Below are 17,036 nucleotides of genomic sequence, written 5' to 3' on the forward strand. Positions count from 1 at the left end.
ACGAACCTTGATGAAGAACGAAAGGACTGTGATGATTGCCGACGGGGTGCTCGCCATCTGGTGCCGGGAACTCCAGAGCGACGACATATCGATGGACGACAACTTCTTCACCCTGGGCGGCCATTCCGTCATCATGGCCAAAATCCAAGGTGCTTTCATCGAGGAACTGGGCGTCGAAGTTCCGATGGATCAGTTGTTTCTCAATCCGACGGTGGCGTCGATTTCCGCGTACATCGAATCCGAGGGCACGGTCCCCCGATAGTAAGAGAGGGCCATGTACGACGTAGTTGTCATAGGTGCCCGTTGTGCGGGTTCGCCGGCGGCCATGCTGTTCGCTCGGCAGGGTTATCGAGTGCTGCTCCTGGAGAAGGCGCGGTTCCCTCAGGACACGCTGTCCTCGCACTACATCCACCAGCCGGGCGTCGCGCTGCTCGACCGGTGGGGACTCCTCGACGAACTGCGCGCCGCGGGCTGTCAGCCGATCGACCACCAGAGCTACGAGGCGCCCGGTGTCCGGCTGAACGGCTTCTCCCTGCCGGTCGACGGCCACCGAACCACGTACGCGCCGAGGCGGTACGTTCTCGACCCGATCCTCGCGGCCGGCGCCGTCGCCTCCGGAGTGGAGTTCCGGGAGGGCTGCGCGGTCAACGACCTGCTGGTCGAGGACGACCGGGTCGTAGGAGTCCGGTACACAACCCCCGGCGGCGCCGAGGCGACGGAACGGGCGCGGCTGGTCGTCGGCGCCGACGGCATGCGATCACTGGTGGCCCGCAAGGCCGGTGCCCAGAACGTCGTCGAGCACCCCCGGATGACCTGTACCTACTACACCTACTGGGCCGGGGTTCCCGCGCACTTCGAGCTGTACGAGCGGCCGGGGCGCTGGGTCGGTGTCATCCCCACCAACGACGACCTCAAGCTGATCATGTGCTACTTCCCGCAGGGCGAGTTCGCCCGGGTCCGCACCGCGGTGGAACCCGCCTTTCTCGAAGCCGTCCGCACGACGGTCCCCGAGCTGTACGAGCGGATGGCGGCGGGCCGCCGCGTGGAGCAGCTGTACGGCACCGGGCATCAGGAGAACTACTTCCGCAAGGCCTACGGCCCCGGTTGGGTGCTGCTCGGTGACGCCGTGCACCACAAGGACTCCATCACCGCTCGCGGTATCACCGACGCCTTCATCCAGGCCCAGTCGCTCACCGACCACATCGGCGACGGACTGTACGACGACGCCGCGCTCAAGACGGCGCTGAAGCGCTACGAGAACGAACTGACCGACGTCTTCCTCAACTTCTACCAGGGCGCGCTCAACGTGGCCGAGCTGAAGCCCGAGGGGCGGGCGGAGATGCTGCGGAGCCTGGCCGGTCATCAGGAGCTGGTCGACCGGTACTTCTCGACTCTGTCGGGCGCGTGTTCGTTCGACGACTTCTACAACGACCAGCTCTTGGCAGTGCTCGATCAGAGCTGAGTGGCGGACGACTCCCTGCTGGTTCTGCCGATTTGGAGACACAGAATGATCCCGTTGTCGTTCGCGCAGCGCCGACTGTGGTTCGTGGACCGGTTCGAGGGCCCGTCCCCGACCTACAACGCCGCCTTCGGCCTGCGGCTGACCGGTGAACTGGGCGTGGGCGCGCTGGAGTCGGCGTTCCGCGATGTCGTCGACCGGCACGAGATCCTCCGAACGGTGATCGTCGAGGACGACGAGGGCGTTCCGCACCAGCAGGTGCTGACGGACGACGAGAAGCCGTTCGGGCTGCCGGTCGTCGAGGTCGGGGCGGAGGAACGGGCCGCGACCGTCCACGAACTGGCCGCGCGGCCCTTCGACCTGGCCGGCGACGTACCGATCCGGGCGAGGCTCGTGCGGTGCGGACCGCAGGACCACACCCTGGTGCTGGTGGTGCACCACATCGCGATGGATGGGGAGTCCCTCGGGGTGCTGCTGCGCGACCTCACCACGGCCTACGCGGCCCGCAGGGACGGCCGGGCCCCGGTCTGGGAACCGCTCCCGGTGCAGTACGCGGACTACACGCTGTGGCAGCGGGACGTACTCGGCGACGAATCCGATCCGGACAGCCTGGCGGCCGCGCAACTGGCCTACTGGCGAGAGAACTTGGCCGATCTCGCCCAGCCGCTGGCCATGCCGACGGACCGCCCGCGCCCGAGGGCGATGAGCCACCGCGGCGACCTGGTCGAGCTGTCGGTCGACCCCGAACTCCTCGGCGCCGTGGAGAGGTTGGCCGCCGAACAGGACACCACCGTCTCGATGATCATGCACGCGGCGCTGGCGGTGCTGCTGCACCACCTCGGCTGCGGTGACGACGTGCCCCTAGGCGCGCCGATCGCGGGCCGCACGGACGAGGAACTCCGCGACCTCGTCGGGTTCTTCGCCAACACCTGGGTCCTGCGCGTCGACCTCTCCGGGAACCCGGCCTTCCTCGAACTCCTGGGCCGGGTACGGGACCGGGCCCTCGCCGCCTACGACAACCAGGACATGCCGTTCGAGCGACTGGTGGAGCTGCTCAACCCGGACCGCTCCACGGCCTATCACCCCTTTTTCCAGGTGATGCTCGCCTGGCAGGAACCCGTCGGGGCGCTGGAGCTCCCCGGCCTCCACGTCGAGGCCGAAGCCCTCGAAACCGGAACGGCCAAGTTCGACCTGTTCTTCAACATGGTGCCCAATGCCTCGGGCGGGGCGGGCGGCCATCTGGAGTACGCCACCGACCTGTTCGACCGGGATACCGCCGAAGGCCTCGCGCACCGCTTCGTCCGCGTGCTGGGCCGGCTCGTGGCCGACCCGGGACGCGGGATCGGCGGTACCGACGTGCTCGACGCGGCCGAGCGGCACCGGCTGCTCACGGAGTGCAACGACAACGCGACCGCGGTGTCCGATGCCACGGTCCCGGAACTGTTCGAGAGCCAGGCGGCCAGGACGCCGGACGTCCCGGCGGTCGTCTGCGAGGACCGGACACTGACCTACCGGCAGCTCGACGAGCGGGCGAACAGCGTCGCTCGGGAGCTGATCCGGCGGGGTGCCGGGCCGGAGGACCTGGTGGTGCTGGCTCTGCCGCGCACCGAGGACCTGGTGGTCGGCCTGCTCGGGATCCTCAAGTCCGGTGCCGGATACCTGCCGATGGACCCCCTTCATGCCGGCGGGCGGGCGCAGAGCGTGCTGTCCGAAGCGGCGCCGCGTTTCGCCGTCACCGACACAGAGACGTGGCAGGACCTGTCGCGGGACGGCATCTCGGCTGTCGACCTCGACCGGCGCGCGGAGTGGGACTCGCTCCCGGAAACGCCCGACGACACGGCCTGGTTCTCGCCGGCCGCTCCGGACAACCTGGCCTACGTGATGTACACCTCCGGCTCGACCGGCACGCCGAAGGGCGCGGCGATCACCCACCGCAACGTCGTCAACGGAGTGCGGGAGTTGGCCCGCGTAGTGGGCGCACGGCCCGGGTGGCGGATGCTGGCCGGCACCTCGGTGAACTTCGACGTCTCGGTCTTCGAGCTGCTGACCACCCTGTCCACCGGCGGCACGGTCGAGGTGGCGCCGAACACGCTGGTGCTCGGCGAGCGGGACACCTGGCACGGTCAGGTGATCAGCGCGGTCCCTTCAGTGTTCGGGGAACTGGTCGGCCACTTGGAGAGGACGACCGGGGTGCGCGCGGTCGTCTTCGCGGGTGACGTGCTCCCGGCCCAACTGGTGCGGCAGGTACGCGAGTCGCTGCCCGGGGTGCAGATCGTCAACGGCTATGGGCAGAGCGAGAGTTTCTACGCCACCGCGTTCTCCCTCCCGGCGTCCGAGGAATGGGCGGCCGGCGAGGTCGCGCCGATCGGCACCCCGCTGGCGAACATGCGGGCCTACGTGCTGGGCCCGGGACTGGCCCCGGTGCCGCAGGGCGTGGTCGGTGAACTGTTCGTGGCGGGGCGCTGCTTGGGCCGCGGCTACCACGGCCGCCCGGGCCTGACGGCCGAGCGCTACGTGGCCGACCCGTTCGGCCCCGCCGGTGAGCGGATGTACCGCACGGGCGACCTGGCCCGCTGGAACGCGCAGGGTCAGCTGGAGTGCGTCGGCAGGGCCGACGGCCAGGTGAAGGTGCGTGGCTTCCGCATCGAGACCGCCGAGGTCGAAGCGGCCTGCCTGGCGCACCCCGGGATCAGCCAGGCGGTGGTGATCAGCCGGGAGGTGCCCTCGGGCGGACGGCGGCTCGTCGCCTACGTGGTGCACACCGGCGAAGGAGCGGTGGGCGACGACGGCGCCGGCGGTATCGGCGACGTGGACGTGCAGTCCGGTGCCTCCGCCGCCGAACTGCGCAAATTCGTCGCGGCCCGGATGCCCGACTATATGGTGCCCTCGGCCTTCGTGGTCCTCGGCCGGCTGCCCCTCGGGCCCACCGGCAAGCTGGACCGCTCGGCCCTGCCCGAACCGGAGTTCCTGCGCGAGACCTACCGGGAGCCGCGCACGGAGGCCGAGAAGATAGTCACCGCCGCGTATGCGGACGTGCTCGGTGTGGACCGGGTCGGTGCCGATGACGACTTCTTCGCTGTGGGCGGGGACAGCCTGCGGTCGATCCAGGTGGTCGCCCGAGCCCGTGCCCTGGGCCTGCACCTCACCACGCGGGAGATCTTCGAGTGCCGTACGGCGACCCGGCTGGCCGAGGTCGCCTCCGCCCGCCGGGAACGGCTGCCCGCGCTCGCAGAGGACGAGGACGGCGGCATCGGACGGATGCCGCTGCAACCGGTGGCCCGGCAGGTGTTCCAACACGGCGGCGGGACGGACCGGTTCGCCATGTCGATGGTGCTGGAACTCCCCGCCGGCATCGACGCGGACGGCCTTGCCAGCACCCTGGACGCTGTGTTCGACCGGCACGACCTGCTGCGCGCCCAACTGGTGCGCGGCGCCGAGCCCTCTCTCGTCGTCCGGCCGCGAGACGCCGTACGGGCGGCGGACCTGATCCACGAAGTCCTCTGCGACGGCCGGTGGGACGAGCCGTCCTCGGTGGCGAAGGCGCAGGCGGAACTGGACGACGCCGTCGGGCGACTCGCCCCGGAGGCCGGGATCATGGCGGCCTTCGTCCGGTTCACCCCGGCCGCAGGTGCGGGCAGACTGCTGGTGGTGTTGCACCACCTCGTGGTGGACGGTGTCTCCTGGCGGATCCTCATGTCGGACCTCGCCGAAGCCTGGCAGCAGATCCGGTCCGGCGGGACCCCCGAGCTGGCCGCCGTCGGCACCTCTGCCCGTCGCTGGGCGGCGGCGCTGGAGACCGAGGCGCTCTCCCCCCGGCGCGAGGCCGAACTGCATTACTGGCGCGACCTGTTGGAGGCCTCCGACCCCCCGCTGGGAATGCGGGCGTTCGACCCCGCGGTGGACGTGATGTCCACGGTCGACAGCGTGCGGGTGCAACTGCCCGTCGACGTCACCGATGCGGTGCTGACCAGGCTTCCCGCGGCGTTCAAGGGCACTGGGACCGACGTGCTGCTCGCCGCCCTCGCCCTGGCGGTGGCTCGGTGGCGTGGTGCCGACCGCTCAACGCTGATTCGGCTGGAGGGACACGGCCGCGAGGAGGACGTCGTCCCCGGTGCCGATCTCTCCCGGACCATCGGGTGGTTCACCAGCATGTACCCGGCTCGGATCGACGTCGGCGGGCTGGACCTGGCCGACGTAGTGACCGGTGGCCCCGCGGTCGCGCAGGCCGTCAAGCTCGTCAAGGAGCAGCTGCGCGGGATCCCGGACAAGGGCGTCGGGTACGGACTGCTGCGCCACCTCAACCCCGAGACCGCCACGCAGCTCGCCGACCTGCCGGCCCCCCAGCTCGGGTTCAACTATCTGGGCCGGATCTCCGACACCGACGTGCCCGAACACCTGCGCGCGAACGGATGGGGACCGGCTTCCTGGTCGGCCGAGCTGTTCCCGGCACCCGACCCGGACCTGCCGGCGCTCTCCGCGCTGGAGGTCGGCGCGGCCATCACGGACACCGCCGACGGCCCCCGGCTCCAGGCGGCATTCATGTTCCCCACCGGGGTGCTGTCCCGCGAGCGGACCTCCGAACTGGCCGCGCTGTGGGTCGAGTTGCTGCACGGCATGGCCGCGTACGCGGTACAGCCGCAGATCGGCGGACTGACCCCCTCGGACGCCCCGCTCGTCCCGGTGCGGCAGGACGAGATCGAGGCCTGGGAGGCGCGCTACGGCCCTCTGGTCGAGGTGTGGCCGCAGGCCCCGGGCCAGTTCGGGATCCTGTTCCAGGCCGCGCTCGCCGACGGCTCCTTCGACGTGTACCACATGCAGTTCGTGCTGCATCTGTCCGGGCACGTGGACCCCGCGCGCATGCGGGCCGCCGGACAAGCGCTGCTCGACCGGTATCCCAACCTGCGCTCCGCGTTCCTCACCGGAGCCGGCGGTGATCCGGTGCAGGTGGTGGCCGAACACGTCGCTCTGCCCTGGCGGCACATCGACCTGACCGGCCACGGCGAAGCCGATCCGGACGCGGCACTCGACGGGTTCCTCGCCGAGGACCGGGCCGACCAACTCGATCCCACCAGGCCTCCGTTGATCCGCCTGGCCCTGATCACCGTCGGCCCGCAGCGGTCGAAACTCGTCATCACCGCCCACCACGCCCTGTTCGACGGCTGGTCGTCCCCGTCGGTCATCACGGATCTGATCCGGCTGTACGCAGGCACTGAGGAACTTCCCCCCGTCCGGGGCTACGGCGACTACCTGGCCTGGCTGTCCGCGCAGGACCGGGAGGTGTCGGCCGCCCGGTGGGCCGCCGAACTCGCCGGATTCGAGCAGCCGACCCTGGTGGCCCCGAACACGCCCCTCAAGGAGACGGCGTCCGCGGTCGGGCGGGTGGAGGTACCGCTGTCGATCGACCAGGGACGCGAACTCGCCCGGCGCGCCGCGGAACTCGGCGTCACGCTGAACACACTCCTCCAGGGCGCTTGGGCGATTCTGCTCTCGAAGCTGACCGGACAGCAGGACGTCGTGTTCGGGGCTGCCGTCAACGGCCGCCCGCCGGGCCTGATCGGTTCCGACGAGATGGTCGGCCTGTTCATCAACACGCTGCCGATCAGGGTGCGTTGCCGACCGGACCGCAGCGTGGCAGACGTCGTCACCGAACTCCAGGAGCGGCAGACCGCACTGCTGGACCACACCTACTACGGGCTGGCCGACATTCAGCGCGGTGTCGGGATGCCCGCCCTCTTCGACACGATCGTCGTGTTCCAGTCCTACCCGATCGACCGCGCGGGCATCGTGGAGGCGAACACCTCGGCGGGGTTCACGATCGACGGCATCCGGCCCTTCGCAGGCTCGCACTACCCCCTCACCCTCAACGCCTCCGATCCCTACCTGCGGCTCTCCCTCGACTACCGGAACAACCTCTACGACCGTGACGCCGCTGGGACGATCGCCGCTCGGCTCGTCCGGGTGCTGGAACAGGTGCTCGCCGCCCCGAGGGCACCGGTCGGTGCCATCGAGGTGGTGTCGGCGCGGGAGCGGGACCGGCTGCTCCGGGACGTCAACGACACGGCACATCCGGTGGCCGAGACGACTCTGCCGGAGGCGTTCGAGGCGCAGGTGGAGCGCGATCCCGAGCGGGTCGCGGTGATCGGCGAGCAGGAGCGGCTGACCTACGGCGAGTTCAACCAACGTGCCAACCAACTCGCGCACTGGCTGGTCGAGCAGGGCGCGGGCCCCGAGCGGGTCGTCGCGGTGCGGGTCCCACGGTCGGTGGACCTGATGGTGGCCATCTACGCGGTGGTCAAGGCGGGCGCGGCCTATCTGCCGGTGGATCCCGACCTCCCCGAGGACCGGGTACGCCAACTCCTGGACAGCGCACGGCCGTTGCTGCTCCTCGACGAAGAACTCCCGGACGGGACCGGGTATCCGCGCACCAACCCTGTGCGGGAGCTGGCGCCGGACAACGCGGCGTACGTCATCTACACCTCCGGCTCCACCGGCGGCCCCAAGGGTGTGCAGGTGTCGCACCGGTCGATCATGAACCGGCTGGCGTGGGGCCTGGCCCACTTCGACGTCGGAGCCGAGGACCGGGTGCTGCTGAGCACCTCGGCGAGCTTCGACGTGTCGGTTCCCGAACTGTTCGCCCCGCTCCAGGTGGGCGCGGCCGTGGTGGTCGCCCGTGCGGACGGGCGCCGCGATCCGGCCTACCTCGCCGAACTGGTCCGCCGGGAGCGGGTGAGCGGCGCGGACTTCGTGCCCTCCCTGCTGGAGGCGTTCGTCGCCGAGCCCGCCGCGAAGGAGTGCACGAGCCTGCGCTGGATCGAGGTCGCGGGGGAGGCGTTCCCGGCCGCACTGGCCAACAAGACGGTCGGCCTGCTGCCCGGCTGCGGCGTGCACAACCTTTATGGCCCCACCGAGGCTGCCGTCGAGGTCACCGGATGGCAGCACGTGCCGGGCGCGGACACCGTGCCCATCGGCACACCGGTTTGGAACACCCAGGTCTACGTCCTCGACGCGGCCCTGCGCCCGGTCGCACCCGGAGTCGCCGGCGAGCTGTACCTAGCCGGCACCGGCCTGGCCCGGGGCTATCTCGGCCAGACCGCCCTGACCGCCCAGCGCTTCGTCGCCTGCCCCTACGGCAGACCCGGAACCCGCATGTACCGCACCGGGGACATGGCGCGCTGGAACGACGACGGCCAGGTCGAATACATCGGCCGCTCCGACTTCCAGGTCAAGATCCGCGGGTTCCGGGTCGAACTGGCCGAGGTGGAAGCGGCGTTGACCGCGCACCCCGACGTCGACCACGCGGCTGCCGTGGTCCGCGAGGATCGGGCCGGGGACCAGCGGCTGGTCGCCTACGTGGTGCCCGGCGGCGGGACCGGCCCTGCAGGCCTGGAGGTGGAGGCCCTGACGGACTTGGTCCGGGAGCAGCTGCCGGAGTACATGGTCCCCTCGGCGATCGTGCCGATCGCCGCACTCCCGACGACACCGAGCGGGAAACTCGACCGCGCCGCGCTCCCCGCGCCCGACCACGCCGAAGCCGCGACCGGGCGGGGGCCGCGCAACCACAGGGAGGAAGTCCTCTGCCGGTTGTTCGCCGAGCTTCTCGACGTGGACGAGATCGGTATCGACGTCGACTTCTTCAGCCACGGCGGGCATTCGCTGCTGGCCACCCGGCTGATCGGCCGCATCCGCAACGAACTCAACGTCGACGTGAAGGTCACGACGGTCTTCCGTAATCCGACCGTCGCCCAGTTGGCGGTTGGGCTCGACGAGTCGGCCGTGTCGAAACGCCCCCAGCTGCGTCAGATGACCGTTTAGGAGAAGCGTCGATGATCCCGTTGTCCTTCGCCCAACGCCGGCTGTGGTTTCTCTACCGTCTGGAAGGCCCGTCCCCGACCTACAACATCCCGTTCGTGCTGCGCCTGGAGGGGACGCTGGACATCGCGGCTCTGGCCGCGGCGGTGCGGGATGTCGCGACCCGGCACGAGAGTCTGCGCACCGTGTTCGTGGAGGACGCCGACGGCACGCCGGAGCAGCGGGTCCTGTCGCCGGAAGAGGCCCCCGTCCCGTTCCGGGTCATCGACGTGGACACGGACACGGTGGACGCGGTGACGCACGAAATCGCCTGCGAGGGCTTCGACCTGGACCGGGAGCCGCCCTTTCGCGCGGCCGTGCTCCGCCTCGGTCCGCAGGAACACGTGGTGGTGTTCGTGTTCCACCACATCGCCGCGGACGGGGCGTCGATGGCACCTTTCCTCCGCGATCTGGTGTCCGCGTACTCGGCCCGTCATCGGAACAGCGCACCGGGCTGGACACCGCTCCCGGTGCAGTACAAGGACTACACGCTGTGGCAGCGCCAGCTGCTCGGCGACGAAGCGGACCCCGAGAGCATCGCCGCAGGCCAACTGGACTACTGGCGCGCGGAATTGGCAGGGGTACCACAACCCGTGCAGCTGCCGCTGGACCGGCCGCGGCCGACACCCGCCGGCCATCACGGCGGCTATGTCTCGTTCGAGCTGGAGCCCGAACTGCTCGCCGGGCTCGGCAAGTTGGCCGCCGACCGCGGTGCCACACCGCCGATGGTCGCCCAGGCCGCGCTCGCGGTGCTGCTGCACCACCTCGGTGCCGGTCACGACCTGACGATCGGCAGCCCGATCGAGGGACGCGCGGACGAGCAACTCGACGATCTGATCGGGTTCTTCGCCAACACCTGGGTGCTGCGCGCCGACCTGTCGAAGAACCCGTCGTTCGGCGATCTGCTGGACCAGGTGCGGGACAAGGCCCTCGCCGCGTACGACAACCAGGACGTCCCCTTCGAGCGCCTGGTCGGCATGCTCAACCCGGAACGCTCCGTGTCGTACTCCCCGCTCTTCCAGGTGATGCTGGCCTGGCAGTTCGTGTGGCAGGGGATCGAGATGCCGGACCTGCGGGTCACCCCCGTCCCGGCGGGCACCGACACCGCGAGGTTCGACCTGTTCTTCAACATCATTCCGGACGGATCCGGCCGTGCCTTCGGCCAGTTGGAGTACGCGACGGAACTGTTCGACCCCACCACGGCCGAGAGCATCGCCGAACGCTATGTGCGCGTGCTCCGGCAGGTGGTCGCCGATCCCGGCACCCGGCTGGGTGCGGTGGATGTGCGCAGTGAGGCCGAACAGGACTGGCTGGCACGGCTGAACGAGACCGAGGCGCCGGCGCGCGGGGCGACACTGACGGAACTCGTCACCGCCCAGGCACTGCGCACACCAGGTGCGACTGCGGTGGTGGCCGGCCAAAGCGAGCTGTCCTACGCGGAGTTGACCGCCCGCGCTGGCCGACTGGCCGCGGTGCTGCGGGACCGAGGAGTCGGCCCGGACGTGCTGGTGGCCGTGGCGTTGCCGCGGTCCGCGGACCTGGTGGTCGCTCAGCTGGGCGTGCTCATGGCCGGCGGCGCCTATCTGCCGATCGACCCCGATCATCCGGCCGCGCGAGTCGACCTCCTGCTCAACACGGCCGATCCGGTCCTGGTGCTGACCAACGATCAGGTGGCGCCGGCACTTCCGGAGTGCCGACCGCCCGTACTGCGCCTCGACGACCTGCGTCTCGACGACGCCGACGCCCCCCTGGTCGTAGCCTCCGACATCCGTGTCGAGCCGGACCATCTGGCGTACGTGATGTACACCTCTGGCTCCACGGGCAGGCCCAAGGGCGTCGCCATGACCCACGCCACCGTGGCCAACGGGGTCTGGTACTCGCGGCAGATCGCCCAGGTCGAGGCGGGATCCCGCATGCTCGCCGCGACCTCGGTCAACTTCGACGTCTCCGTGTTCGAGATCTTCACCGCGCTCGCGGCCGGGGCCACCGTCGAGATCGTCCGCGACGCACTCGAACTCGCCGAACGCGACAGCTGGTCCGGTACCACCATCTGTGCCGTGCCCTCGGTGTTCACCGCACTCCTCGGCCCCGTCCTCGCCAAGGAGCCGGGCGCTCTGAAGCTCGACCTGAGCACCGCGATCCTCGGCGGCGACCCCCTCACGGGCGATGTCATCCACCAGGTCCGCCAGGCACTCCCGGACGTCCGGGTCGTCCACGCCTACGGCCAGACCGAGAGCTTCTACGTCTCCGCCTTCCCGGTCCCGCAGCGCTCGGCCGAGACCGGCGTGACACCGATCGGCCGCCCGCTCGCCAACATGCGCACCTACATCCTGGGACCGGAACTGACCCCGGTCCCACCCGGCGTGATCGGCGAACTGTACGTCGCCGGCCCGCTCGCCCGCGGCTACTACGGCAGCGGCGGAGCGACCGCCGAGCGGTTCGTCGCCTGCCCCTTCGGCCCGGCCGGTGCCCGTATGTACCGCAGCGGCGACCTGGCCCAGTGGGACAGGAACGGTCAACTGCGCTACGAGGGACGGGCCGACACCCAGATCAAGGTGAACGGCATCCGGGTCGAGCCGACCGAGATCGAGATCGTCCTGGCCCGGCATCCCGCGGTCGGCGAGACCGTCGTCACGGCATGGGAGGACCACCACACCGGCACCACCCGACTCGTCGGCTATGTGACGCCCGCGGCCGACGCGCAGTCCCCTGTGTCGGTGCCGGATCTGAGGCGCTTCGTGGCAGAGCGGATGCCGGACTACATGGTGCCCACCCTGCTAGTGGTCCTGGACCGGCTGCCGCGGACGGTAACCGGAAAGCTGGACCGGGCCGCGCTGCCCGAGCCCGAGTTCGCCGGTGTCGAATACCGGGCGCCGCGCGGCGAGACGGAGCGGGTCCTGGCCGAGGTGTACTCCGATGTCCTGGACGCCCAACAGGTCGGCGTCGACGACGACTTCTTCGTCGGCGGCGGGGACAGCATCCGCTCCATCCAGGTCGTCGCCCGGGCCAAGGCACGCGGGATCGTGGTCAGCACCCGGGAGATCTTCGAACACCGGACGATCGGCCGGCTCGCGGAACTGGTGGACGAACGGGCGGACGAGGAACGCCCGACCCTGGCCGAACTGCCGGGCGGCGGCATCGGCTGGGCTCCGCTGCCGCCGACGGCGGCCCACGTCCTGGCGCGCGGTGGTGGCGTCGACCGGTTCTGCATGTCCGCGATGCTGACCCTGCCCGACGGCATCGACCGTGCGGGACTGGTCGCGACCCTGCAAGCCGTCCTGGACCAGCACGATGCCCTGCGCTCCCGGCTCGACCGGGCACGGCCGGGCCTGTGGACGGAGCCGCCTGGCAGCGTCGACGCCGACACCCTGCTACGGCAGGTCCCGTACGGCGACGCCGACCTGACCGCCGAACTGGACGCGGCCGCCGGCCGACTGGCCCCGGACGCGAGTGTCATGGCGCAGTTCGTGTGGTTCACCTCCCATGTGGGAGAGAACCGCCTGTTGATCGTCGTGCACCACCTAGCCATGGACGGCGTGTCCTGGCGGATCCTGGTCCCGGACCTGGTCTCCGCCTGGCAACAGGTACGGGACGGCCGTACTCCGGCTCTGTACGGCGTGGGCACCTCGTTGCGCCGATGGACACACGCCCTGGCCGACGAGGCCACGGCCCCGGAGCGGGTGGCCGAACTCCCCGTGTGGCAGCGGATCCTGCGCGAGGACGAGCCCGTACTGGGAGCACGGGAGCTGGACCGGACGCGCGATGTCGCGGCCACCGCCGACACCGTGCGCGTCCACCTGCCCGCCGATGTCACCGAAACGCTGCTGAACACGGTGCCCGCGGTCTTCCGCGGCAGTGTCGACGACGGACTGCTGACCGGCCTGGCCCTCGCCCTGACCCGCTGGCGCCGGACGCGGGGCGTGTCCGCCACCTCGACGCTGGTGAGGCTCGAAGGGCACGGCAGGGACGAGCAGTTGGCACCCGGCGCGGATCTGTCCGGCACGATCGGATGGTTCACCGCGATGTTCCCGGTGCGCCTCGACCTGGCCGGCATCGACGAGGCGGACGCGTTCGCGGGCGGCCCGGCCGCCGGCCGGGCGGTCAAGGCGGTCAAGGAGCAGCTGCGGGCGGTTCCCCACAACGGCATCGGCTACGGCCTGCTGCGCCACCTCAACCCGGAGACCGCGGCCCGACTGGCCCAACTCCCGGAACCGCAGATCGGATTCAACTACCTCGGCAGGTCCTCCGGCGCGGACATCCCCGAGGCACTGCGCGGCCTGGGCTGGGCCCCCGACACCACGCACCGGGACCTGATCGCCGCGCCGGACGCGGACATGCCGGTGGAGTCGGCGCTGGAGATCAACGCGGTGGCCGCCGCGGGCCCCGACGGCGACGAACTCACCGCGTACTTCGGCTTCCCGACCGGGCTGCTTGCCCGCGACGAGGTGAGCGAGCTGGCCGCACTGTGGGTCCAGGCGCTGACCGCCCTGGCCCGGCACACCCTTACCCCCGGAGCCGGTGGCCTGACCCCGACCGACGCCCCGCTGGTCGACGTCGACCAGGACGAGATCGACGCCTGGGAGGCTCGCTTCGGCAAACTGTCCAAGGTGTGGCCGGCGACCCCGGCGCAGTCCGGGATCCACTTCCACACCCTGCTGGCCGGAGCGTCGTCGTACGACCCCTACCACGTGCAGCTTGCCTTCCAGCTCTCCCGCGATGTCGACCCGGAACGGATGCGCCGGGCCGGACAGGCGCTGGTGGGGCGCTACGCCAGCCTCCGCGCGGCGTTCGTCGACCGGGCGGACGGCGATGTCGTCCAGGTGGTGCCGGAGGCGGTGACCCTGCCGTGGCAGTACCTCGACCTGACCGCGCTGGCGGAGCCGGAGCGCACCGAGGCCTTCGAGCGGTTCCTGGCGCAGGACCGCGCCGCCCACTTCGACGCGGCCACCCCACCATTGTTCCGGCTGGCACTCGTCGTCCTCGCACCCGACCGGCCCGAACTCGTCCTGACCGCCCACCACATGCTCTTCGACGGCTGGTCAACGCCCCTGCTGATGCGGGACCTGCTCCTGCTCTACGCCTCCGGCGGCGACCCGGCCGGCCTGCCCGCCACTCGCGACTACGGCGACTTCCTGTCCTGGCTCGCCCACCAGGACCACGAGGAGTCCGGACGGGTATGGGCGGCCGCACTCGAAGGGATCGAGGGGCCGACCCTGCTCGCCCCCGACTCCGCGGGCACGGACGCCGAGGACCGCGACCAGGTCGACATCACGTTCCCGCCCGAGGAGACGCACGAACTCCGCCGCCGTGCCGCCGAGTTGGGCATCACCGTCAACACCCTGATCCAGGGCGCCTGGGCACTGCTGCTCGGTCGGCTCACCGGCCGCGAGGATGTGGTCTTCGGCGCCACCGTCTCCGGACGCCCGCCCGCGGTGGCCGATGTCGAGTCGACGGTCGGAATGTTCATCAACACCGTTCCCGTACGGGTCACTTACGCGCCCGGAGACACCGTCGCCGAGGTCCTCACCGGACTCCAGAGCCGACAGGCCGCCCTCGCGGACCACTACTACTACGGGCTCGCGGAGATCCAGCAGGCGGCCGGACTCCAGTCCCTCTTCGACACCCTGGTCGTCTTCGAGTCGTACCCCATTGACCGGGAGGGCCTCAGCGCGGCCAGCGACGCCGCGGACGGGATCACCTTCACCGGCTTCCGCCCGTCCGCCGGCAACCACTACCCCCTGTGCCTGGCGGCGGCGGTCGACCCGCACCTCGAACTGATCCTCCAGTACACGCCCGGCGCCTTCGACCGCGACACCGTGGAGACGTACGCGGCCCGTCTCGTGCGCGTCCTGCGGCAACTGGCCGCCGACCCGGAGCTGAAGGTCGCGGGACTCGACGTCCTGGAACCGGCCGAACGCAAGCGGATCCTGGCCGACGCCACCGACCGGGGCGTCCCGACCGCAGACGGCACGATCACCGCGCGGGTCGATGCACAGACGGCGCGCACCCCCGACGCCATCGCCGTGGTCGCCGACGGAGAGTCCCTCACGTACGCCGAACTGGACGCCCGTGCCGAACGGCTCGCGGTCGAACTGGTCGCGCGCGGGGTGGGCCCGGAGACCGTGGTGAGCGTGGTCCTGCCCCGCACCGCGACCATGACGGTGGCACTCCTGGGCATCCTCAAGGCCGGCGGAGCCTATCTGCCCGTCGACCCCGCCTACGCCCGCGCCCGCCTCACGCGCATCCTCCCCGTCGCCCGTCCGCACCTGGTGCTGGCCGACGGCGACACCCGCGCACTCGTCCCCGCCACCGACATCCCTGTCCTCGTCCTCGACGACCTCGACCTGAGGGCCGCCCCTCAGGACACCGTGCCGCGCCCGACGGCCCGCCCCGAGAACCTCGCCTACGTCGTCTACACCTCCGGCTCCACCGGCGTGCCCAAGGGCGTGAGCGTCACCCACGCCACCGTCGTCGACGCCGTGGACGCCCTGGCCGAACACGCCGGCATGGAATCCGGCCGGCGGGTCCTGCTCGCCGCCTCGTTCGGCTTCGACGTCGCCACCTTCGAACTGTTCTCCGCGCTTACCACAGGCGGCAGCGTCGAGATCGTGCGCGACGTACTGGAACTGGCCGAACGCGACACCTGGGACATCGACGTCATCTGCTCGGTGCCGTCGGCCTTCGCGGAACTCGTCGACCAACTCCGCGACCGCATCCGGCCCACGGCACTGAACATCTCCGGCGAAGTGCTCACCCCGGCCCTCGCGAACCGGGTGCGCGCCCTCTGGCCACAGGCCCGCGTCATCAACAGCTACGGCCCCAGCGAGACCTTCTACGCCACCGCCCACCTCCTGGACCCCGACCGGCCCTACGCCCCCGACGTGCCCATCGGCCGTCCCTTCCCCCGCGTGCGCGCCTACGTCCTCGGCCCCGGCCTGACACTGCTGCCCCCCGGCACGCCGGGCGAGCTCTACCTGGCCGGCGCCGGGCGCGGCTACCAGGGGCAACCCGCCCTGACCGCCGACCGCTTCGTCGCCGACCCCTACGGGCCTCCCGGCACCCGCATGTACCGCACCGGCGACCTCGCGAGCCTCACCCCCGACGGCGAACTGCACCACCTGGGCCGCATCGACACCCAGGTCAAGATCCGTGGCTACCGCGTCGAACCCGGCGAGGTCGAAGCCGCCCTGACGGCCCATCCCCACATCGCCCAGGCCGCCGTCGTGGCCCGGCAGGCCGGCGACACCCGCTACCTGGCCGCCTACCTCGTCCCCGTCGACGGCGAGAGCGAACCGAACCCGGCCGACATCGCCGACCACCTGGCCGACCGGTTGCCCGACTACATGGTGCCCACCGCCTACATCCCGCTCGACCGGCTGCCGCTGTCACCCAACGGCAAGCTCGACCACAAGGCCCTGCCCACCCCCGACCTCACCCCCACCACGCCCTTCCGGGCACCCGTCACCGCCCGCGAGAAGGCCCTGGCCAAGCTGTTCGCCGAGGTCCTCGGCGTGGACCGGATCGGTGTCGACGACGGCTTCTTCGCGCTCGGCGGGCACTCCCTGCTCGCCACCCGGCTGATCACCCGCGCCCGCGCCGAGCTGGAGATAGAGATACCCATCCGCAAGATCTTCGACCTGCCGACCGTCTCCGCGCTCGCCGCGTGGTCGGAGGAATCCGCTGTTCCCCTTCGTCCCAGCCTGCGCAAGATGATCGTAGAGGAGTGACC

General features: G+C 70.8%; 4 protein-coding genes. All 4 read left to right on the forward strand.

Translation table 11 applies throughout. The annotated features are described in order from the left end of the window. Window positions 1-31 precede the first annotated feature (31 nt). Genes OH768_RS47270 through OH768_RS47285 form a run of 4 tightly spaced genes read left to right on the forward strand, consistent with a single transcriptional unit; the run spans window position 32 to window position 17,034 of the window. On the forward strand, window positions 32-262 hold the full coding sequence (locus tag OH768_RS47270) for an acyl carrier protein (protein WP_406463185.1): 231 nt from the start codon (window positions 32-34) through the stop codon (window positions 260-262). Between the two features lie 12 nt (window positions 263-274). After that, complete coding sequence (locus OH768_RS47275) at window positions 275-1,462, forward strand: NAD(P)/FAD-dependent oxidoreductase (RefSeq protein ID WP_406463186.1); 1,188 nt, start codon at window positions 275-277, stop codon at window positions 1,460-1,462. 45 nt (window positions 1,463-1,507) lie between these two features. Next, on the forward strand, window positions 1,508-9,271 hold the full coding sequence (locus OH768_RS47280; RefSeq protein WP_406463187.1) for an amino acid adenylation domain-containing protein: 7,764 nt from the start codon (window positions 1,508-1,510) through the stop codon (window positions 9,269-9,271). A gap of 11 nt (window positions 9,272-9,282) precedes the next feature. Next, window positions 9,283-17,034, forward strand: coding sequence for an amino acid adenylation domain-containing protein (locus tag OH768_RS47285; RefSeq protein ID WP_406463189.1), 7,752 nt, complete (start codon window positions 9,283-9,285; stop codon window positions 17,032-17,034). Window positions 17,035-17,036 lie beyond the last annotated feature (2 nt).

The organism is Streptomyces sp. NBC_01622 (assembly GCF_045209635.1).
Classification (GTDB): Bacteria; Actinomycetota; Actinomycetes; order Streptomycetales; family Streptomycetaceae; genus Streptomyces.